General features: G+C 63.4%; 15 protein-coding genes. 4 read left to right on the top strand and 11 right to left on the bottom strand.

Annotated features, from left to right (window positions below; all coding sequences use genetic code 11):
• Positions 1–140 precede the first annotated feature (140 nt).
• Complete coding sequence (locus GR702_RS18760) at positions 141–1,178, top strand: acyltransferase family protein (RefSeq protein ID WP_160987235.1); 1,038 nt, start codon at positions 141–143, stop codon at positions 1,176–1,178.
• Positions 1,179–1,185: 7 nt separating this feature from the next.
• On the opposite strand, the gene GR702_RS18755 is transcribed toward GR702_RS18760, so the two are convergent.
• The 8 genes from GR702_RS18755 to GR702_RS18720 all read right to left on the bottom strand — a co-directional run bounded on the left by GR702_RS18755 (position 1,186) and on the right by GR702_RS18720 (position 11,179).
• Complete coding sequence (locus GR702_RS18755) at positions 1,186–2,442, bottom strand: O-antigen ligase family protein (RefSeq protein ID WP_160987234.1); 1,257 nt, start codon at positions 2,440–2,442, stop codon at positions 1,186–1,188.
• A 74-nt stretch (positions 2,443–2,516) separates the two neighbouring features.
• Positions 2,517–3,785, bottom strand: a complete 1,269-nt coding sequence (locus tag GR702_RS18750; protein ID WP_160987233.1) for a glycosyltransferase — start codon at positions 3,783–3,785, stop codon at positions 2,517–2,519.
• Between the two features lie 12 nt (positions 3,786–3,797).
• Positions 3,798–5,993, bottom strand: a complete 2,196-nt coding sequence (locus GR702_RS18745) for a polysaccharide biosynthesis tyrosine autokinase (RefSeq protein WP_160987232.1) — start codon at positions 5,991–5,993, stop codon at positions 3,798–3,800.
• A gap of 192 nt (positions 5,994–6,185) precedes the next feature.
• Positions 6,186–7,169: a PDZ domain-containing protein gene (locus GR702_RS18740; protein ID WP_160987231.1), complete on the bottom strand. Its 984-nt coding sequence runs from the start codon at positions 7,167–7,169 to the stop codon at positions 6,186–6,188.
• 16 nt (positions 7,170–7,185) lie between these two features.
• The gene (locus tag GR702_RS18735; RefSeq protein WP_160987230.1) at positions 7,186–8,493 is read right to left on the bottom strand and encodes a glycosyltransferase; all 1,308 of its coding nucleotides are present in this window, start codon (positions 8,491–8,493) and stop codon (positions 7,186–7,188) included.
• 86 nt (positions 8,494–8,579) lie between these two features.
• Positions 8,580–9,251, bottom strand: coding sequence for a polysaccharide biosynthesis/export family protein (locus tag GR702_RS18730; RefSeq protein ID WP_160987229.1), 672 nt, complete (start codon positions 9,249–9,251; stop codon positions 8,580–8,582).
• A 222-nt stretch (positions 9,252–9,473) separates the two neighbouring features.
• Entirely contained in the window at positions 9,474–9,746 is a 273-nt protein-coding gene (locus GR702_RS18725; RefSeq protein ID WP_160987228.1) for a hypothetical protein, read from the bottom strand.
• A 257-nt stretch (positions 9,747–10,003) separates the two neighbouring features.
• Positions 10,004–11,179: a glycosyltransferase family 4 protein gene (locus GR702_RS18720; protein ID WP_237449812.1), complete on the bottom strand. Its 1,176-nt coding sequence runs from the start codon at positions 11,177–11,179 to the stop codon at positions 10,004–10,006.
• Between the two features lie 521 nt (positions 11,180–11,700).
• On the opposite strand from GR702_RS18720, the gene GR702_RS18715 reads away from it, so the two are divergent.
• The 3 genes from GR702_RS18715 to GR702_RS18705 are packed head-to-tail and all read left to right on the top strand — an operon-like array spanning position 11,701 to position 15,307.
• Positions 11,701–12,114, top strand: a complete 414-nt coding sequence (locus GR702_RS18715) for a hypothetical protein (protein ID WP_160987226.1) — start codon at positions 11,701–11,703, stop codon at positions 12,112–12,114.
• On the top strand, positions 12,114–14,198 hold the full coding sequence (locus GR702_RS18710) for a hypothetical protein (protein ID WP_160987225.1): 2,085 nt from the start codon (positions 12,114–12,116) through the stop codon (positions 14,196–14,198). The genes GR702_RS18715 and GR702_RS18710 overlap by 1 nt, the downstream gene beginning before the upstream one ends.
• Before the next feature lie 23 nt (positions 14,199–14,221).
• Positions 14,222–15,307: a hypothetical protein gene (locus GR702_RS18705; RefSeq protein WP_160987224.1), complete on the top strand. Its 1,086-nt coding sequence runs from the start codon at positions 14,222–14,224 to the stop codon at positions 15,305–15,307.
• A 78-nt stretch (positions 15,308–15,385) separates the two neighbouring features.
• Here the strand turns inward: GR702_RS18705 and GR702_RS18700 are convergent, their stop codons facing one another.
• The 3 genes from GR702_RS18700 to GR702_RS18690 all read right to left on the bottom strand — a co-directional run bounded on the left by GR702_RS18700 (position 15,386) and on the right by GR702_RS18690 (position 19,055).
• Positions 15,386–16,399: an NAD-dependent epimerase/dehydratase family protein gene (locus GR702_RS18700; protein WP_160987223.1), complete on the bottom strand. Its 1,014-nt coding sequence runs from the start codon at positions 16,397–16,399 to the stop codon at positions 15,386–15,388.
• A 5-nt stretch (positions 16,400–16,404) separates the two neighbouring features.
• The gene (locus GR702_RS18695; RefSeq protein WP_160987222.1) at positions 16,405–17,571 is read right to left on the bottom strand and encodes a nucleotide sugar dehydrogenase; all 1,167 of its coding nucleotides are present in this window, start codon (positions 17,569–17,571) and stop codon (positions 16,405–16,407) included.
• 374 nt (positions 17,572–17,945) lie between these two features.
• The gene (locus GR702_RS18690) at positions 17,946–19,055 is read right to left on the bottom strand and encodes a glycosyltransferase family 4 protein (RefSeq protein ID WP_160987221.1); all 1,110 of its coding nucleotides are present in this window, start codon (positions 19,053–19,055) and stop codon (positions 17,946–17,948) included.
• Positions 19,056–19,213 lie beyond the last annotated feature (158 nt).

Below are 19,213 nucleotides of genomic sequence, written 5' to 3'. Positions count from 1 at the left end.
ATCTGACCACGACACGATCAGATCCGCCTGCACATCACCATCACGTCGCATCGCCATCGTCGCTGACCGCCTTCTTTCCGTATCCAGGCTGAATCAGATCACACCGACTTCGTCAACGCGCTGCTAACGGAGTGGCTTTGATGAAGCGGTTCGCCGAATACAGCACCGGGCGCGACAACAACTTCAATCTTATCCGCGTCCTTGCGGCAGGCGGCGTGCTGGTTTCCCACTCCTGGCCCATCATCGACCCGCGCAGCGCCGAGCCGCTGGAGAACATGATCGGGCTTTCGCTCGGGCACGTATGCGTGCTGCTGTTCTTCGCGATCTCGGGCTTCTTCATCACGAAGAGCTACGAACGCGCGAATTCGTTGACCGACTTTCTTTCGGCACGCGCTGCACGTCTGTTTCCCGCGCTGGTCGTCGTGATCGTGCTCACAGTCCTTGTCGCAGGGCCCCTGCTGACGCGCCACGGCACGCTTGCGTACTTCTCCAACCCGCAGATCTACGCGTATCTCCTGCAGAACGTCGCGATCGTCTTCGGGCAGATATACGAACTCCCCGGAGTGCTGGGGGATCGGCCCATCAACGGTTCGCTCTGGACCCTTCGTTATGAAGTCTACTGTTATGCCTCGGTGGTGCTCCTGGGCTTGCTTGGTTGTATTGCCCCGCGGCGTTACTGGCTCTGGCTCGGCCTCGTCCTTCTGATCGCGGTAGCGGCCGCTCTTGTCGACAAGGGCACCGGCATCTCCAGGCTTCTGCTCGCCTTCGCGCTGGGCGGCGGGGTCTATGTATACCGCAATGCCATCCCGTTCTCGGGGTTCATCGCGGCCGTGCTCCTGGCCGCCGCCCTGCTGATCAGGGAAACTCCGTTGTTTGGCGTGCTGTTCTGCGTCGCATGCGCCTATGCGATCCTCTGGCTCGGCTTCGCGCGCATTCCCTTTCTGACGGTCTACAACCGTTTCGGCGACATCTCCTACGGTCTCTATATCTACGCGTTCCCGGTTCAGATGATCTGGGCTTACGAGGGCGGCATCGCGAATCCGTATGTCCTGATGGCCGTCAGCTTCGCCACGACGCTTCCGCTCGCGATTGCATCCTGGCTCCTCGTGGAGAAGCCTGCGCTCGACATGCGCAGGCGAATTTTTCGGGGCCGGGGCAACGAACGCCTGCCGGCCTGACCTAAGATCAGCGCCTAGGCGAAGGGGTCAGCGGGTCTGCCTTGCGCACGAACAGCGCGAGGGAGAATGCGAGCGCCGTGTAGAAAAACGGGATCGTCGAGGGTCCGAACGAATCGCTCATCTGGTTGGACAGCAGGTACGACAGCATCGCGACCAGCGAGCCCACGAACACTCCGCGCACGGTAGGATCCGATAGCTGCGAGGACGGGTCCGAGTTCAGGACCTGCCCCGCACGATAGGCGCTGAAGATGTAGAACACGACCGCGATGAAGAACAGGATGGTAAGCCCGAGCCCGGGGAACCCGGTGGTGCGCATCGCATCCATGAAGACGTTGTGGGAGTGCTCGGTGCCGTCCGACATGAGCTGCCCTGCGCCCACGCCGGTCAGCGGGTAGGTCTCCGCCATCTTCCACGATTCCTCCCACAGGAGCGAGCGCGCGGTGACGGTGCGATAGTTCTCGACGTCCTGGTTGCCGGTCACGAAGCTGTCGAGAACGGTATAGGCGCGCTCGGAGACGAACGGCAGGATCGCTGCGCCCGCGACGAGGGCCGCCAAGGCAAACCCCATGTTGCGGTAGAGTTCGAGCCCCGCCTTGCGCTTGTCGCTGTGCAGGAACGCCAGCAGTGGCACGGAAAGGAGGCTTAGGCCTGCAAAGACGACGAGGCTTGTCTTCGATCCGCTCAACAGCAATGCCCAGCCAGAGGCCAGCAGACCGGCGCCGTAGAGCAGCCCCTTTCGAAACGGAGAGGTTATGGCCATGTTGAAAAAGATGAGGGCCGCCATCGCGGAGATCAGGCCAAGCTGGTTGGGGTGCTTGAAGAGGCCGGGAAAGCGATCGGAGTAGCCCCGCGGCCCGACGAAGTACGTGGTGGCCAGCGAGAGCGCCAGGATGACCAGGCACATGGCGCGCGTTCGCCGGGAGGCCGCCTCGGTTCGCGACAGGGCAAGCACCGAAAGGACGATCGCCAGCCCCGTGGCGTGGCCGTAGAGCGGGCGAAACACGCGCACGAACGAGTCGGCGCCGAATGCGGTCACGAAGTCCCAGGCGCACATCGTGAGAACGATGGCGAGAATGGCGAGCATCAACCTGCGGGCGCCCGGCAGCATCCGCAAGGCAGTGCCGTAGGCGCCCGAGGCATAGCCGTAGATCACGAGCGGGAACAGCGCGACGGAAAGGCTTATCTCCGCCAGGCTGGTGATGCCCACCGAGCACACGAGGATGTAGAACAACGCGAAAGGCAGGTACTGAGACAGCTTGGGCACTTGCCGGGGGCTTCCCGCAAGCGAGTGGGCGACACGGCCGGAAGAACGCTCCGGCCTGAAGGGCAGCGCGCCGCTCACGCCTGCAATACTCGGCGGTAAAGGGCCTCAGTCTCATCGGCGAAGCGCGCCATGTCGCAGGGGTGCTCCCAGTAAGTGGTGTAGGCAGCTTCGGACATCTGTTCGACGAGTGGATCGCTGGCAAGGGCCTCTACGGCGCGGGAGAGGGCGGCGGGATCGGTTTCATCGAAGGTCAGCCCTGTCACGCCGTCGGTGATGACCTCCCTCGCGGCAGAGCAGCGGCTGGAGATGACGGGGGCGCCGCAGGCCAGCGCTTCCAGAACGACCATCGGCATGCCTTCGTACCATAGGGAGGGAAAGATCAGGGCCCGGGCCTCGCGCATGGCCTGCTGGACCTGCTGCTTGGTGTTCCAACCGCGAAAGTCTGCCCGGGGCAGCGCCGCTTTCAGCCAGTCGAGATCGGGCCCGTCGCCGATAACGGCAAGCTGCTCCTGCCTGTCGGCGAACCCGCGCACGAGAACGTCCAGGCCCTTTTCCTTCGAAATGCGCCCGACGAAGATGAAGGGCGCATCGCTCCGGCGTGGAATGCGGGGCTGGCGCTCCACCGCGATCGGATTGCGCAGCAGCACGGTATTTGCGCCGGCCGGAAGGTAGGGTTCGAGCGCGCGGCGCTGCGTTTCGCTCAGAAGGACGAAGTTGCGTGCCCGGTCCGGATAGTGGGCCCCCATGCGCATCAGTGCATGGCGGCCGATGCGCCAGGCCTTGACCATGCCGGAACGCGAATCGCACTGCGTCGTCAGGCAGCCGGCGCTTAAGGGACGGCGCTTGCAGATCGACAGCGTGGGATAATGGAAAAAGCCGCCGTTGGGGCAGGCGACGAAGTATTCGTGCAGGTGGAATATCGCGTGCACGCCCGGCGCGGTGAGCAGCGGCAGCACCGAAGGCGACAGCGCCTTCGACCAGGTATGAACATGGAACACCGTACTGGCGAGGTCACACTCGGCGATGAGTTCGGACAGCGCCCGCGCCGCTTCGAGGTTCCACATCCCCTGCGCCGCAGCGCCGACGCGCGAAGCGTTGCGGCGGATGTCCGCCTGGCCGAGCAGGCGTACCTTGACGCCGGCGTTCACCAGTTCCGCGTCAGGCTCCCCGGCGGCGGCGAAGAAAGTGACCTCGATACCTTTACGTCGCAGCGCGATCGCATTGTCGAGCGCGCTGCGAGTGGCCCCTGCACCCAGTTCGGCATTCGCGAAATCGTGCACGATGACCAGGTGCATGGGGCGCTCGCTCGGCCGGGTCGCGAGCGCCGTGGCTGAATTGGGCACCGGGGCGACCCTTCAGGCCTTGTCTGACGAGTAGCTGTAGCTCGACGAATAGTAGTAGTATTCGTTGGCTTCTCCCGCGTCGAACTTGCCGATGATGACGCCCAGCACGTCCGGCTTGGCGGTGGCGAGACGCGACAGCGCGTGACGGACGGACGAGCGTGTGACGCGCTCCGCCTCGGCGACGAAGACCACCGCTTCGACCTTCGAGGCCAGCAGCAGCGCGTCTGCCATGCCAAGGATCGGCGGGCCGTCGACAAGCACCACGTCATAGCGGCTTGCAGCCAGGGCGAGAACCGCATCGAATGCCGAGTGCGCCAGAAGTTCGGTCGGGCTGGGCGGTATGGTGCCCGAGGGAATGATGTCGAGGTTGTCGACGCCGGTGTGGCGAACCACAGCTTCCAACTCGGCATTGCGGGTCAGAAGCTCGGAAAGGCCGAGCTTGTTGGTCACCTGCGCGTGGAAGACGTGTGCGGAAGGCCTGCGCAGGTCGGCGTCGATGATCAGCACGCGTGCGCCCATCTTGGCGATGCTGCGGGCAAGGGCATAAGTCGTGGACGACTTGCCCTCGCTCTCGCGCGAACTGGTGACGAGCAGGGTCTTGGGCAGTCCACCCGGCCGCGACAGGGCAATGTGCGTGCGCGTGGAGAAGTACGCTTCCGAAAGCGCCGATCGCGGATTCGCGAGTTCCTCCGCCACCGTCATGCCATCACCGAGCTTGGGGATGATGCCAAGCACAGGCAGGCCGGTCGCATCCGAGAAGTCGGTCGGCGAACGCAGGCGCTGGTCGATCTGCGACTTGATCAGCACGATGAGCAATCCGGCGAAGAGGCCCGCGAACAGGCCAACGGCAAGATTGAGCCAGAGGTTGGGCGAGATCGGCTTGGCAGGCACCATCGCCTTGTCGACCACCGATACGCTGCTCTTGTTGATGCCCGCCGAAGCCGAGACTTCCTTCTGCCGCTGGAGCAGGGCGTCGTAGAGGCTGCGGTTGGTCTCGACATCGCGCTTGAGGATGCCGCTACGCACACCGAGGCGGCCTTCGTTGACGGCATCGCCCTTGAGGTCGGACACACGGCCGAGAAGCGCCTGCTCCTGGCGCTGCGCGGTTTCGTACTGGGTACGAAGGCCGTTCATCACTTCCTTCGCGGCCGCCTGCATGGCGGTGTTGAGGCTGGCGACGATCTCCTGGTCCATCGTGACGGCGGGATGCGCATCGCCGTAGGTGGCGCGATCCTGCTGGAGCTTGGCCCGGGCGGCTGCAAGCTGGGCCCGCATGCCTTGAACCGTCGGGGCTGCGATGACCTGCGGCACGCTCATCAGCGGGACGTTCTGCGCCGCTTCCCAGGCCTGCTGGGCGGCGATCCGCTGATTGGTCGCCTCGTTGGCGGTAGTTGCGGAATTGGCGAGGTTGGAGATCACCGTGGTGGCTCCTCCCTGACCTTCGGCGCTGGTCTGCACCGCGATCAGCCCGTGCTGGGCGATATAGGCATTGAGCGCCATTTCGGACTGCTCGAGGCGATCGCGGGCAAGCTTCAGCTGCTTGGTCAGGAAGACGCGGGCGTAGCTGGAGCTGTCGAACTTGTGCTGGAGGTCCTGTTGCACCGCAGCATCGGCATAGGCATTGGCCAGGACGGCGGCCAGCTGCGGGCTGCTCGACTTGAACCTGATCTTGGTGAGTTCGGTGCCGGTCTCGGATTCAGCCGTGATGTGGCTGCCGAGGAAGTCGATCGCGCGCGCTTCGATCATCTGGGGCGAGGGCCGCTCCCCTCCATCGAGAGCCGAGTTGCCGAAGCCGATCGCTTCCAGGAACGCCGGGTTCCGGTTCAGCCGCGCATGGTCGTAGACCAGCTTTGCCATAGAACGGCTTTCGACCAGATCGTTCTGCGTCTGCGCCTGCCGGTCGAAGCTGCTGCCTGCTCCGATCGAAGCTCCTTGAGTGCCGATCTGGATTGTCTGCGCTTCATTGGGTTCGAAACGGATCGTGCTGGTGGCCTCGTACACCCGGGTGGTCAGCAGCGTGGCGACGATCGCCAGCAGCAATGCGACCAGAACCGCAGCGATCAGAACCTTGATGTTACGCTTGATCAGCAGCCAGAACGCCGTGAGATCCAGCGAGAACGCGTCATTCGCGTCTGCCTGGCCCGCCGTGGGATCCTGAAGGACCGACCTGCGAAGCGGGTTCGAGAAATCCGTTATGGTGTCGGCCACATCAACTCCAAGTTACACGTCAGGCGCCATCGCGCGTTGGGTGCTGTTCTGCAGTACCGGGAAACCCCGGCTTCAACAAGCCAGACCTAAGTAAATGCAGCTAGCGGCATCCTTGCTGCAGAGCAACGAAATTGGCAGTGCGAAGCAGTCCGTTCAGCGAATACAGGAGGCGGCGGGAACTCCTTTCCAGCGTCAGATGCTTGCGGGAAGCTGCGGGACTGGCGGCGGGCAGGAACCGGGAGACGAGCCGAGATGCGCTGTCATCCGGGCGATGCGATCGGGTACATTCCGGTGTGTGCCGTCGCGAAACCAGCGAAGCAGATCGCGCGCATTGTAGCGCCGCCAGATGTCCATGCCGCGCACCGGATCGTATCCGGCGCAGCGCATCAGCTCGACGCCGAGGATATCTGCCCGATCTTCCATGGCGCGGCGTTCCCGAAGGCTGCGTGTCTTGCCGTCCTTGGCCAGGACATGTGCAAGCTCGTGCGCGGCGAAGACAGCGAGTTCGTCGTCGTTCCGCGCGAACTCGACCAGCTTGTCGCTGATCGCCACGTCCGTGCCTCCCGAGTAGGCGACGAGGCCTTCGCCGGTCTTGAGGATGAAGCGTGCGGCGCACAAATGCATGGGTTCGGGCTGAGCTTGCCACGGTTTCCCCGCGCGCCGGAGTTCGAGCACCAGGGGCGCGTCGGACCGAGTGTCGGCAATCGCCTCTTCCAGCGCGTCGGCGATCAGGGAAGGCTCGTCGATGCGTGCCTCGATCGCCGAGACGGACTCTCCGTTCACGGCGGCGATCTCGTCCCCTGCCTGCACTCCGGCGCGCGCGGCGGGGCTGCCGGGAGCGACCGCAACGACCTGCGGCAGATCGCCGAGACCGGTGAGCTGACGCACCGCTCCGCGATCGCCTGGGGGATAGGCCTGAAGCGAATCGATGCGGACGCCGATTGCGGCGCTGCGCTCCTCGCAGCTATCTCCGGCCGCACGGCGCAAGGCGAACTCGATCGATCCAAGCCTTGCCATCTGCGCATGAACCACAACCGGCCAGGGCCGCGCGGCAGATTGGGCCGGATCTATGCTCGGGCTCGCGGTTCGACCCGGGGTGAAAGCCACACCGGTGACGACAAAGGCTAGGAGCGCCATCCCGGCCCGCACGGTGCGCTTCATGATGCTACGCGGCACGGGATCGCTGCAGGAACTAGCCGGCCGCGGGTTCGGCCGAACCCGTGGAATGGTCCTCGGGAGAATGCGAGGACGCGAGGGCTGCCGAAGTCCCGAACTTGCGCACCGCAGCGCGGCGATAGGCGTCGGCGATGCGTGTCACCATGGTTTCGATGCTCCAGGGCGAAAGGTCCACCTTGCGCGCCTCGGCGGACATTCGCGTGCGCATCTCCGCATCGTCGACAAGGGCGATGAAGTTCGCGGCGAGCCTGTCGAAATCGTCGATGGGGCTGATCAGGGCGTTGCGTTCATGCGCCACCACTCTGTCGATGCCGGGAAGTGCGGGAGTGACGACGGGCCTTCCGGCAAGCGTTGCCTGAACCACGACGCGCGGCAGGCCTTCGTTGCCTGCGGCATGTATCACGACATCGGCGCTCGCCAGCAGGCTCGGCAAATCGCTGCGATAGCCAAGCAGGACAACGTGGCCCGCAAGACCGTGCCGTTCGATCTTGGCCTGCAGGGCGGAATGCTCGGGGCCTTCACCCGCGATCAGCAACACCCAGTCCGCCCGCTCACGGTATCCTGCGAGCGCATCGACGAGTTCGCCGATCTGCTTGCGCTTTTCGAGATGGCCGGCGATCAGCCCTACGGTGCGCCCTTGCCCCTTGAGCGTTGCTGGAAGAACAGCGTCAAAGTCCAGTTTCTCGGCGTGGCGGTACGAATCGATGGGCATTCCGCTTGGCACCCAGGAATGATCTTCCCGTCGCCCCAGGCCATTCACGATGCACAGGCGCTGCATTTCCTCGCTCACGCTGACATAGCTGTCCGTGAACGGAGCGACAGCCTTCTCCATGCCAAGGTACAATGCTCGCTTCACCGGCGACACGTTGACGAACGGGAGAATGTGGACGCCATGAACGATAATCGGTACCCGCACCAGACGAGCCGCGATGCGTCCGAGGATCCCGGCCTTGCTCTCGTGCGTGTGGACGACCGCCGGCTGCAGTCGGCGAAGCAGGCGCACGAGGTCAACGACGCAGCGTACGTCGCTCGGCGAAGGATCCCGTACCAGGGAAGGAAGGTGGTGCCAGGTGACGCCGGGGTGGAGCTTGGCGACCATCGCCGGATGGTATTCGCCCGTGACAAGGTGGACTTCCGCGCCTTCGCCTACCTGGCCATTGCAGGTGAACAGCGTGTTCTCGTCCGCTCCGCCGCGAATGAAGCGGGTAATGATGTGGACGATGCAGCCTTGCGCGCGCGGAGCGTCGCTTGCCTGTCCGGCATTCCCGGAATCGCTCGCTTCCACGGATGGCAGGATGGAGGTCGAAGCGGGCCCGGATGTCATGTACTGAATTTCCTGCTCGGAGAGATCCGGACGCCCTTTCGCGCGGGTTACCGTTCTAGCCGGCCTGCGCGGAAGAGCGGACGGCGTCAGAACCGCTGGAAAACGGCAACGAACGGCAGCACGCGAATGGCATCCTGATAGAGGCCCTTGAGGCTGTTGTAGCCGACGAAGACGCGGTCGCCGTCGTAGATCTTGGGATCTTCCATCGTGCCGTTCTGGATCGCGCGAAGGTCGAAGCGGGCAGCCATGCGCTCGCCGTTGACATTGCGGATGATGACGATCTCATCAAGCTTCGCAAGCGGGTCCGGGCCGCCGGCCCTGACCAGCGTTTCGGTCAAAGTCGAACTGCCGAAAAGCTTTACCACGCTGGGCGTGCGAACCTGGCCATCGACCACCACCTGGCGGGATGCGAATTCGATCACGTTGACGGTAACGTGCGGGTTGCGCAGGTACGCCGGCTTGAGCGCGTCCGTCACTTTGGCGGCAACATCTGGCGCGGCGATGCCGTCAACCTCGATGAAACCGACGAACGGCATGTTGATCCGGCCCTGGGGATCGATGATCACGTCCGAAAGCGACATATCCTGCTGGCCATAGACATTGACCGAGATTCGATCTCCGGGGCCAAGCAGGTAACGGGTTTCGACATTGGCCGGAACAATCGCTGATTGAGCGGCGAGATCATTCGGAACCTTGCTTGAGGTGGAGCAGCCAGCAAGGAGCATCACACCAGCGAGACAACCGATTTTCTTCTGCACTCTCAAACCCCACATCCCGGCGCGTCCAGTACGCGCAACACGAGCAACCGCAAAAAACTATACCACGGATCGGCCGGCTGCGAGGCCATGCTCCGATGCCTGTGCAGAATCATGAATTAGGAGCGATGCGACAGGTCGAGCTTCGGCGCCTGAGGCGCCGCAGCTCGACCTGCGTATTCACGTAATGATCCGCGTGCCAGAACGGCCTCGCGGACAGAACGATCAGGGGCTTGCGGGCTCGTCGTCGTTGTCGTCGAGCGCGAAGTAGAGGCCGGCACCGGCAGCGGCAAGCGCCACGAGACCGATGAGGATGCCGCCCGAAGCAGCGTTGTTCTCGCGAGCGACGTCGGTCGAGGCGCGAACGCCCGTGACCTTGCCGGCGGCCGAGCTGGTGGCCTGCGAGTTCATTGCGCGGGGCGACGCGGCGAGCGCCGGCTGCGCGATCACGAGAGAGGCGAGTGCCACTCCCGCGGTAAGCTTAGCAAATACCTTCATTCGCAATTCTCCTGTCAAGATTGCTGACGGGTACAGGGGGTATCAGAGCATAGGTACCTTTACCAGTTCTTTTCTCACTTGCAGCATGGCGACCGGCCCGGGTGCCTCGTAGTAGCGACGGGCGCTTTGCCGCCTGAGAATTGCTCGACCGTGCGGCCGCCATGAACAAACAGGCCGCGAATATGTTGCGGCGCAGTATAAAGTTAATTGCTGATAAGGCTCGCAACGCCGGGAAAGTTCGGGAAGAGCACTGTCCGTCAGGCAAGAACCTGCCGATATACGCTTTCATAGGTATTCACGACATGATCGGGATCTGTGCGCCGGACGATCGTTTCGCGTGCGCCAGGGTCAAGAGCGGCAAGTCCGTCAGGTCCCGGCAAGGCCTCGATCAGCTTCGAAAGACCGGCCACGTCGGGACCTTCGTACAACCAGCCGCTTCGCCCTGATTCGACAACTTCGGGAATCCCTCCTGATCGTGCGGCGATGACGGGCAGGCCGAACCTGTAGGCCTCGAGAATGCTGCGGGGCAGCGGCTCCGGATAGAGCGAGGGCACCACCACGAGATCGACTTGCGAATAAAGGTCCGGTGCTTTGCACCAGCCGAGGAACGTTGTGCGTTCGTCGGCAAGCGCCCGCATTTCGTTCATGTAGCCGGCCTCTCCGTCTCCTGCCACGACGAGGCGAATCGGCTTGTCGCGCGGGACCCGCGCCATTGCCTCGAGCAGGATCCGCAAGCCCTTCGATTCCTTGATGCGGCCAATGAAGCCGATCACGACGGTTCCGTCGCTGCGATCACGCGGCGTGAAACCGTTCACGGAAGCGGTGGCGCTCAGGATCGCGCGGGCAACCTTGACGTTCGGAAAGAGCCCCGCCGACAGGTGGGTGTCGAGGACGTACTGTCCTACGGCGACCACGCCATCGACCTTTGATGTCAGCCGTTTGCGTGGTGCCGTCACGATCGAGCAGTCCAGACACTTGCGTGAACATGGCTCGTCGTTGCGGAAGAAGCCCGAGCGCGAGCACAGCAGCCAGTAGTCGCGCAGGTTGTGCACCACTTTGGCGCCGGAGTCGCGCGCTGCATCCCACACACCGCAGGTGAGAAGCTGCATGATGTTGGTGTGCACGATTTCGGGCCGGACGGACTTCATGATCGTTGCAAGGCGAGCCCTCATAAGAGGATTGTAGTTCTCGACCACATGGTAGCCCAGCTTGCGGATCTGACCGCGTTCCGGCTTGTCGAAGGGGTAATCCACCAGCCTCGGGGTCACCCGGTGAACAGTCATCCCGTGCTCGGTCGAAACGCTTTCTTCCTCGGCGGCCACGGTTGTCACGTGTACGTCATGTCCGCGTTCCGCCAGCGCCTTCCCCAGGTTGAAGGTCGAAACTTCCGCGCCGCCTTTCACGATCGGCGGGAAAAGCGTGTTCGTCAGCATGATGCGCAAGGTTCGGGCTCTTCCTTCAGCATTGCGGGAGCGGCGGGGCGAGATGTTGCCCCTGCGCCGTTTGGAATGGCGGTCTCAGAAAGGCATCCTTGCTGCACGAAGGTACTCACGCACGTTGCCTTGCTGCGGCGCACCAAGCCCGTGTACAGCGTGCAGTGGCTGCGGCAAGTATTAACCCGCAGAAAGCCTGCGCCATCCAGTAGCGTAGCCATAAAAAGCCGCTCCGCGATCTCGGCAGAGTGATCGCAGCGTTTAACCGCTTTCCTACAGCGGTTCACCCGAGGTACTGTGCCGCATCGAATGGATCGGGACTTGTTGCCCTTCCGTCGAGCGCATGCGCCACACCTGACAACCCTTCGCTCGCGCTGTCGGCTGCACGCGCGCTGCTGCACCCGCCACCTCATGTTCCCCAGGAACATGGAGCCTTTCCCCGCGCCCCCGCTATCGCCTTGCAGCTCGTGCACCGCTGCGAGCGGCGATGACGCGCGGGCCTGACATCCGAGGAACGATACATGGCCTTTGAATGCAATTTCGACGCCTTCCGTCATGCGACGTGGGGCGGGGAGGACAGCCTCGACTACCTTGTCTGCGTCAGCGAGGACCTGTCGCAAGCCCAATTCGCCTGGTCCTTCGCGACGGCACCGGGCGGTGAGGTCCGGATCCGGCTGGAGAACGCGGAGCCGGGGGCCCAGGGCGTCCATGCAAGATACGAAGCGGACATGGTCGATCCGGTGACCGGCAAGACCGTCGGCGGCAGCTATCTCATCGCGCAGATCGACGCGAGCACCCTCAAGGCGCTTCCGATCGCCCCCGGCGAAACCGACGACGTCGTTCTCTACCACACGCTCTACGTCACGCAGCCCGGTAGTCCCAAGCGCGCGGAATGCTTCGGAAGTCTCACGATCAAGCAGGGAGCACCCGACTGATGCCGACGCTGTATCATCTCAGGGACGGTCGCACATTCATCTACGGCGGCGCGGATTCGCTTGAAGCCAGGCGGCAAGCAGATCGTGCCGCTCGTATCGCGGGCGGTGTCGACGAGGCCCTGGCCTCCGGCCGCGACAAGGCGCTCGCACTGCTCACCGATCAGGCCGATGCAGCCATTGCACGCGCCCGCACGTGGGCCGATGGCGAGGAAACTCCCGACCCCACCGATCCGGCAAGCCGCAGCGCAAGGCTGTGGGCGCGCCAGGCCCGAGTGGACGGCGAGGAGCAGGCGGCGATCGCACGCGCTTGCGTCGAGCAGGCCGCCCATCAGGCTTCGCGAGCAGAAGCCGGCGCGGCTATCGCACTTGCCAATGGTGAGACGCAGACAGCCCTGTCGTCGGCCGCGGCGGAGTATTCCAACCAGCAGGCGCTGCGCTCCGAACTGGCGGCAACGCAGGCCATCCTGGCGCAGCCTCTGCATGAGACCGTGGCTGCGGGATTGGCGGCTACGGCCCCGGGAGGCGTGTTCAGGGTGCGGGGTAGCGGGAGCACTTACGCTATCGACTACCGTAACGAGGCAGGCGCCGCCGTGCAGTTGGGCGCGTTCCCCTCCAAAGCCTACATGGATGGGATCGCACCCGCCGTTAACGGCAAGGTGATCGCCCTTTCGCGCGCGGCGAACGTCGATGTCGCCAATCCCGTTCTGGATAACGGCACGGCAATCCGCGCGGCGCTGAGCGAGGCGATGGCGAGCGGAAAAACGGTGGATCTGGGCACCGATGTCTTCCGGATGGGCACGCAGTGGGGCGGTGCTCTAGCGGTCACCCAAACGCTGAAAGTGCGAGGCGATGGCGGCAAGTTCGTCGCCACCAACGGCATCGGGGCCAAGAATTTCCTGGCGCTGCGTGCGCCGATCTCGATCGAGGGCGTGAGCTTCGATAACTTCGCAGCGTTGATCACCTGCGACACCAACGGGATCGACCTTTCCGATCACGATCTCGTTCTGCGGTATATCAATCATCTCAACTGCGGGCAGGGGCTGGTCCTCAATACCCTGGAGTCCTCGCGCATCCGCGATCTCATCATCGAGGGTGTGACCCTTGAAGGGCTGTTGAACGCCAACGGCACCGGACGGGGGCAGGGCATCCGCTACCAGGCCAATGGATTTCGCCGAGCATACTTGCGCAACATTTTCGTGAGGAACTGCAGCTACCAGGGCGTGCGGGTAGGCGGCTATCCCCACGATCTCGTGCTCAACCGCCATATCCACATGGAAGCGGTCCACGTGGATGGCGTCGTATCGAACGGCCAGTCCAACGGGGTCCAGGCGTTCGGTTCCGACGTGTACATGGACGACATCTTCGTGCGGCGGGTGGATTGCGTCGACGGCGCATCCTCGAACGTCGAACCCGTCTACACCGTCGGAGACCGGGTCTCGCTCGGCAACATTCACGTGGAGAGCGCAGGCAACGCCCAGGGCGGCATCGCGATCAAATCCTCCAAAACCGTACAGCACGGCCCGATCCGCTATCGCACGCACCTGCATCCACGCATGAGTGCGGCGATCCGCATAGACGGTTCCGACGCCGACCTGACGAAGGGGATAACCATCGAGTGGATCTACGAGCCGCTGGTCGCCTCCACGCCGGATGGAGGCACGGTGGACGCCTATGCGGTCAACTACATGCGGCTCGACACGATGCTGACCGACACGGTCGAGCATTACTTCGTGCCGCACGCGGTCAACACCACCTCCGCGCCTACGCTGAAGATCGGCCCATTCGGGGCCAAGGTCATGATGCAGAGCACGGGGGGGGGCCGGTCTACCCCGGCCAGTTGCGCACCGACGTGGTCTACAAGGCGGTGTACCAGCCCGCGACCGACAGGATTCTCATCCGCGCCGCGATCTGGACTGCCAACGTGCCAATCGTCGATGGCAACAACAACAACATCGCCTTGCCGGACGCGCCTGTCGACGGGAAGGCGTACTGGGCCATTCCCATGCGAACGATGTTGGCAGGTGCTACTCTTACGCTGGGAGGTCAGACGTTCCCGATCATGGTTCGCGGGGAGGCAGGTCTGACGCCGCTAACCAGCAACGGACTCGTGAGCAACGGGTTCATCAAGGGGTTCTACTACAGCGCTGCCGACGCGGCGGTAGTGGTGATAGCACCTGGTGGGCAGCCATATCCCGGAGTTGGCCGCTTTGTGCCGGAACTCGCCGGAAGCGGCGATGCATTCACTTTCCGCCATCCTTACCCGAACGAATACGCCGATGCTCTGTTCGTCATGTCGCCGCGTGACAATGCAGGCCCTGCCACCCTTAACGGCGAGCCGCTTCTCACTTCATCGGGCGCGGAAATGGCGGCCGGGTATCTGCGCGCATTCTTCATCTACCAGCTGACGCGCGAGGGCTCGACCTGGCGGGCGACGCGCATCGGCGGCAGCTTCAACGGCATCGACACTGCCACCGGGGCGGGCGGGCGCCAGATCATCAAGGATGTCACTTTCATCAATGCACAGTACGCCGCGGGCATCGCGAGCTACTCGGACGGCTTTGCCGAGGTGTCGAACATCAAGACGTTCGGCCGCAGCCGGTTGGGGCGCGTCGCTGCTTTCAGCACGACGTCCGAGGCGCCGATCCAGGCTCGCGCTTATGCGTCGGACTTCAAGATCACTCATTTCGGCATCGATCCGCCTTCGACTTCGCTGATCGGCGTGTCGCAGCGTTTTGCAAGCCTCGAGGTCGACAACATCCCGCCACCCGTCATCCGCGGAACCGTCGCACAGAGCTCTGCAGTCGTGGCGGGCGTAACGACCGCGGGAGCTATCGGTCTCCTGCGCATGCGGGGCGTGCGCAAGGGCGCTTCCGGGTACAATCCGGTTACGCAGGCGCAAGGCTTTGCCGCGATCGACAGCGATCACGTGACCGAAACAGCCAGCATCGACCCGCCGGCGATCGGCGCGGGTGGCTATTCCGAGTTCGCGGTGAACTTCACTCATGTCGGCGCGGAGCCGGGCGATGCAGTCACCGTCACGCACGAACAGAACAACACCCGCCTGCAGTTTGGTGGCTACTGTACCGCGCGCGACACCGTCAAAGCTTTCGTGCGCGATCCCAACCCTGCAGGCGGTGCCGTCGACCTGCCTCCGGGCAGGCTGTTCATATCCTCGCGCCGCCTGCGGCCCTGACGGCGGAAATGCAAAGGCCGGGCGGATGAGACCGCCCGGCCTGGATACATCAGCCCATGGCGACCGGCTCGGAGCCGGTCAGGCCTCGTAGTAGTCCCGATACCATTCGACGAACCGGGCCACCCCGTCCTTCACGCCGGTCTTCGGGCTGTACCCGGTGAGCGTCTTGAGGAGCTGCGCATCCGCCCAGGTGGCAGGCACATCGCCCGCCTGCATCGGCATCAGGTTGCGCTCGGCCTTGAGACCGGTGGCGTCTTCGATCGCTTCGATGAAATCGGTCAGCTGAACCGCGTCGGAATTGCCGATGTTGACCACGCGCCAGGGCGCTACGGGAGACAGGCTGTCTCCTGCGGAAACGTCCTCGCCCGCAGCTGGCCGCATCGGCGCCACGTCGATGAGCAGGCGGATGGCCTCCACCAGATCCTCGATGTAGGTGAAGTCACGCTTCATGTCGCCGAAGTTGTAGACGTCGATCGGCCTCCCCGCGAGAATGGCCTTGGTGAACTTGAACAGCGCCATGTCCGGCCGTCCCCACGGGCCGTACACCGTGAAGAAGCGGAACATGGTGATGGGCAGCCCGAAAAGATGGGCATAGCTGTGGGCCATGTTCTCCGTCGCCTTCTTGGTGGCGGCGTAGAACGACATCTGGTGGTCCGCCTTGTCCGTCTCCCGGTAAGGCATCTCGGTGTTGGCGCCGAATGCGGACGAAGTGGAAGCCAGCAGCATGTGCTGGGGCGGATGCGCACGTGCGGCTTCGAGAAGCTCGAATGTGCCCACGATGTTGCTTTCAAGGTACGAGCGCGGGTTCTCGATCGAGTAGCGCACGCCCGCCTGAGCCGCGAGGTGGATCACCACATCAGGCTTTTCGCGCTCGAACAGTTCCATGAGAAGCCCGGGCGTCTCGACGTAGTCCTCGATCGCCTGGAACTGCTCTGACTGCAGCAGCCGGGCCTGGCGACGCTGCTTGAGGGTAACTTCATAGTAGTTGGTCATGGCATCGAGGCCGATGACCTTGAAGCCGTCGCGAAGCAGGCGTTCGCAGACGAACGATCCAATGAATCCGGCCGAGCCGGTTACAAGTGCCGTGCGCATCAGGCTCAGTCCGATCCGAACAGGTCGCGAGTGAAGATCTTGTCGGCCACGTCGTCGAGTTCGATGCTGGCGCGGTTGGCGATGATGATGTCAGCCTCGGCCTTGAAGGTGTCGAGGTCGCGCACGATCCGGGATCCGAAGAAGCTCTCTTCCTGCATCGCGGGTTCGAAGATGATGACTTCGATGCCCTTCGCCTTGATCCGCTTCATGATGCCCTGGATTGAGGATTGGCGGAAGTTGTCCGAGCCCGCCTTCATCACCAGCCGGAACACGCCGACTTTCGTGGGCTTGCGAGATATGATCTGGTCAGCCAGAAAGTCCTTGCGGGTCCGGTTCGCATCCACGATCGCGCGGATGAGGTTCTGCGGGACTTCCGAGTAATTGGCCAGCAACTGCTTGGTGTCCTTGGGCAGGCAGTAGCCGCCATAGCCGAAGCTTGGGTTGTTGTAGTGCTGCCCGATGCGAGGGTCGAGGCCGACGCCGACGATGATCTGCCGCGAGTCCATGCCATGTGCGATGGCATAGCTGTCCAGTTCGTTGAAGAAGGCGACGCGCATGGCAAGATAGGTGTTGGCGAAAAGCTTGATGGCTTCTGCCTCGTGCGGGTCAGTGAACAGCACCTCGATGTCGGTCTTCACCGCTCCCTGCTCCAGCAGGTCCGCAAAGATCTTGCCACGCTCGGAACGCTCGCCGACGATGATGCGCGAGGGGTGGAGATTGTCGTGCAGCGCACGCCCTTCCCGCAGGAACTCGGGGCTGAAGATCACCTGCGACGTTCCCAGACGCTTCCGGACATCGGCGACGAAGCCCACCGGTATGGTCGACTTGATTACGATCGTGGCGTCCGGATTGAGCGATTTCACCACCTCGATGACGCTTTCCACCGAAGACGTATCGAACTTGTCGCTGTCGACATCATAGTTGGTGGGCGTCGCAACGATCGCGTATTCGGCTCCGTCCAGTGCCTCTGCGGCATCGAGCGTCGCGGTCAGGTTCAGCTCGCCGTTTGCCAGGAAGTCTTCCAGCTCGGCATCGATGATGGGCGACTTGCGCGCATTGAGCATCTCGACGCGGCTGGCATCGACATCGACCGCATAGACCTCGTTATGCTGCGCAAGCAGCACCGCGTTGGAAAGGCCTACATAACCAAGCCCGAAAACGGCAATCTTCATCTATTCGATCCCCATATCAGCTGACGCTCGCAACTACCAATCCGCTCGAGCCACCAATCGCCGAGCCGCCGGATTGAGCGATCGACGCGCCCGAACAGCATCCGCACGCCATGCTGCAATTGCGTACGGCGCCATCCTATAGGGGCTCTTACCCAGGTCGAATAGACCCTGCAGCTATTTTCTTCCTGCCGCTAAATTCCCGGATGGCTTGAAGCCGCGACTGTCGCTGCCGTTCGTGCAACTATCGGGAACAGAGCCGATATTCTTGCTGCATGAGCGAAATGGCTGCCCATAACTCATGGTGTCTCAAAAGGTTCCGAGCGGATCCAGGCTTCTTGAGCTTCAGCCCCGAGTACGTGCACCGGGCTGGTCGATCACGCCGCCTCGAGGATTTTTCGGGCCCGCTGCTCCCACGTATATTCCCGCAGGAAGGTCTGCAGCGCGGCCTGCCCCAGGCTGGCGCGAAGCGCCTTGTCTCGGGCAAGCGTATCGATCGCCGCCACCCAGGCTGCGGGATCTTCGGGGCTGCACAGCATCACATCCTGGCCCGGGGTCACGACCTCCCGGATTGCGGGTAAATCCGAGGCGATGATCGCGCGGGCGTGTGCCATGTATTCGAACAGCTTGAGCGGCGACATCCAGCGTGCGAGGTCGAAGCTGGTCCCAGCGCCGCTTACACGCGAGCCGTAGGGGGCGAGCGCGATATCGAGCGCGGCGATCTCGGCGGCCACTTCGCGGTTGGGCATGAAGCCGCGGAACGTGACATTGGAACTTGTCTCGGCTTTCCACCGGGCGATCAGTTCGTCGTCCCCGCCCACGATCACGAAGTCGTGATCCGAAAGCCGGGCGATTTCGGAGATCAGCTCCATTCCCTTGCCCGGGAACAGCGAGCCCACATACCCGATGCGCAGCCTGGTGCCGGAATCTTCCGGCGGTACGGTTTTGGGAGCGGCACCTTCCACGGGGTCGGTTCCGCTCGCCGCGACGAGAGGAGCGTTGGTGAGAGAGGGAAGGGTGCCGGCATAATACCCCGCCAGCGCCTGATTGATGACGACCAGCCTGCGCAAGTTCGGCGACCGGGCAAGCGCGCGGAACGCCAGCCTTCCGCTCTTCGAGTAAGCCTCCATGGGTCCGTGCGCCTCATGCATCACTGGCATGCCCCGCCATGCGGCAGCCGTGCACGAGCGGATGCAGCGGCCGAAGACGAGGTCGCTCATCCGCTCCTTCGCGCGCCCTGAAGCAGCGTGAGCGAAACCGAACCAGCCCGCCCGGCCAAGCGGCAGCCGGTGCAGTGCGAAGCCATCGCTGCAGCCATAGTAGGAGAGGGCATCAGCCTCTGACATCGGCTCCGCATCGCCGTGGTGGGGCACGATCAGCTCCACGTCGCAGCCAAGGCGCGCGAAGGCCGCGCACATCCTCATCACCTGCACCGTGCTGGCACCGCGACTTGGGATCTCGGAGTTGTGGACATACGTGAGGCGCATTGGCTGAACTCGCAGGGATCGATGAATCGCGAAAGGCTTTGAAGGAGGCCAAACGGCCCGGCTGAGTTGAGAAGCGCGCTGGGCGGGATGGGCCCACAGACAGGTCTTGAGGGCGAGACTTGCTGCAATGCGGGAAAGTTGGCAAGTGAGAATGCGTA

The organism is Novosphingobium silvae, assembly GCF_009856825.1.
Lineage (GTDB): Bacteria > Pseudomonadota > Alphaproteobacteria > Sphingomonadales > Sphingomonadaceae > Novosphingobium > Novosphingobium silvae.
This window is presented reverse-complemented; position numbering and strand designations above follow the sequence as displayed.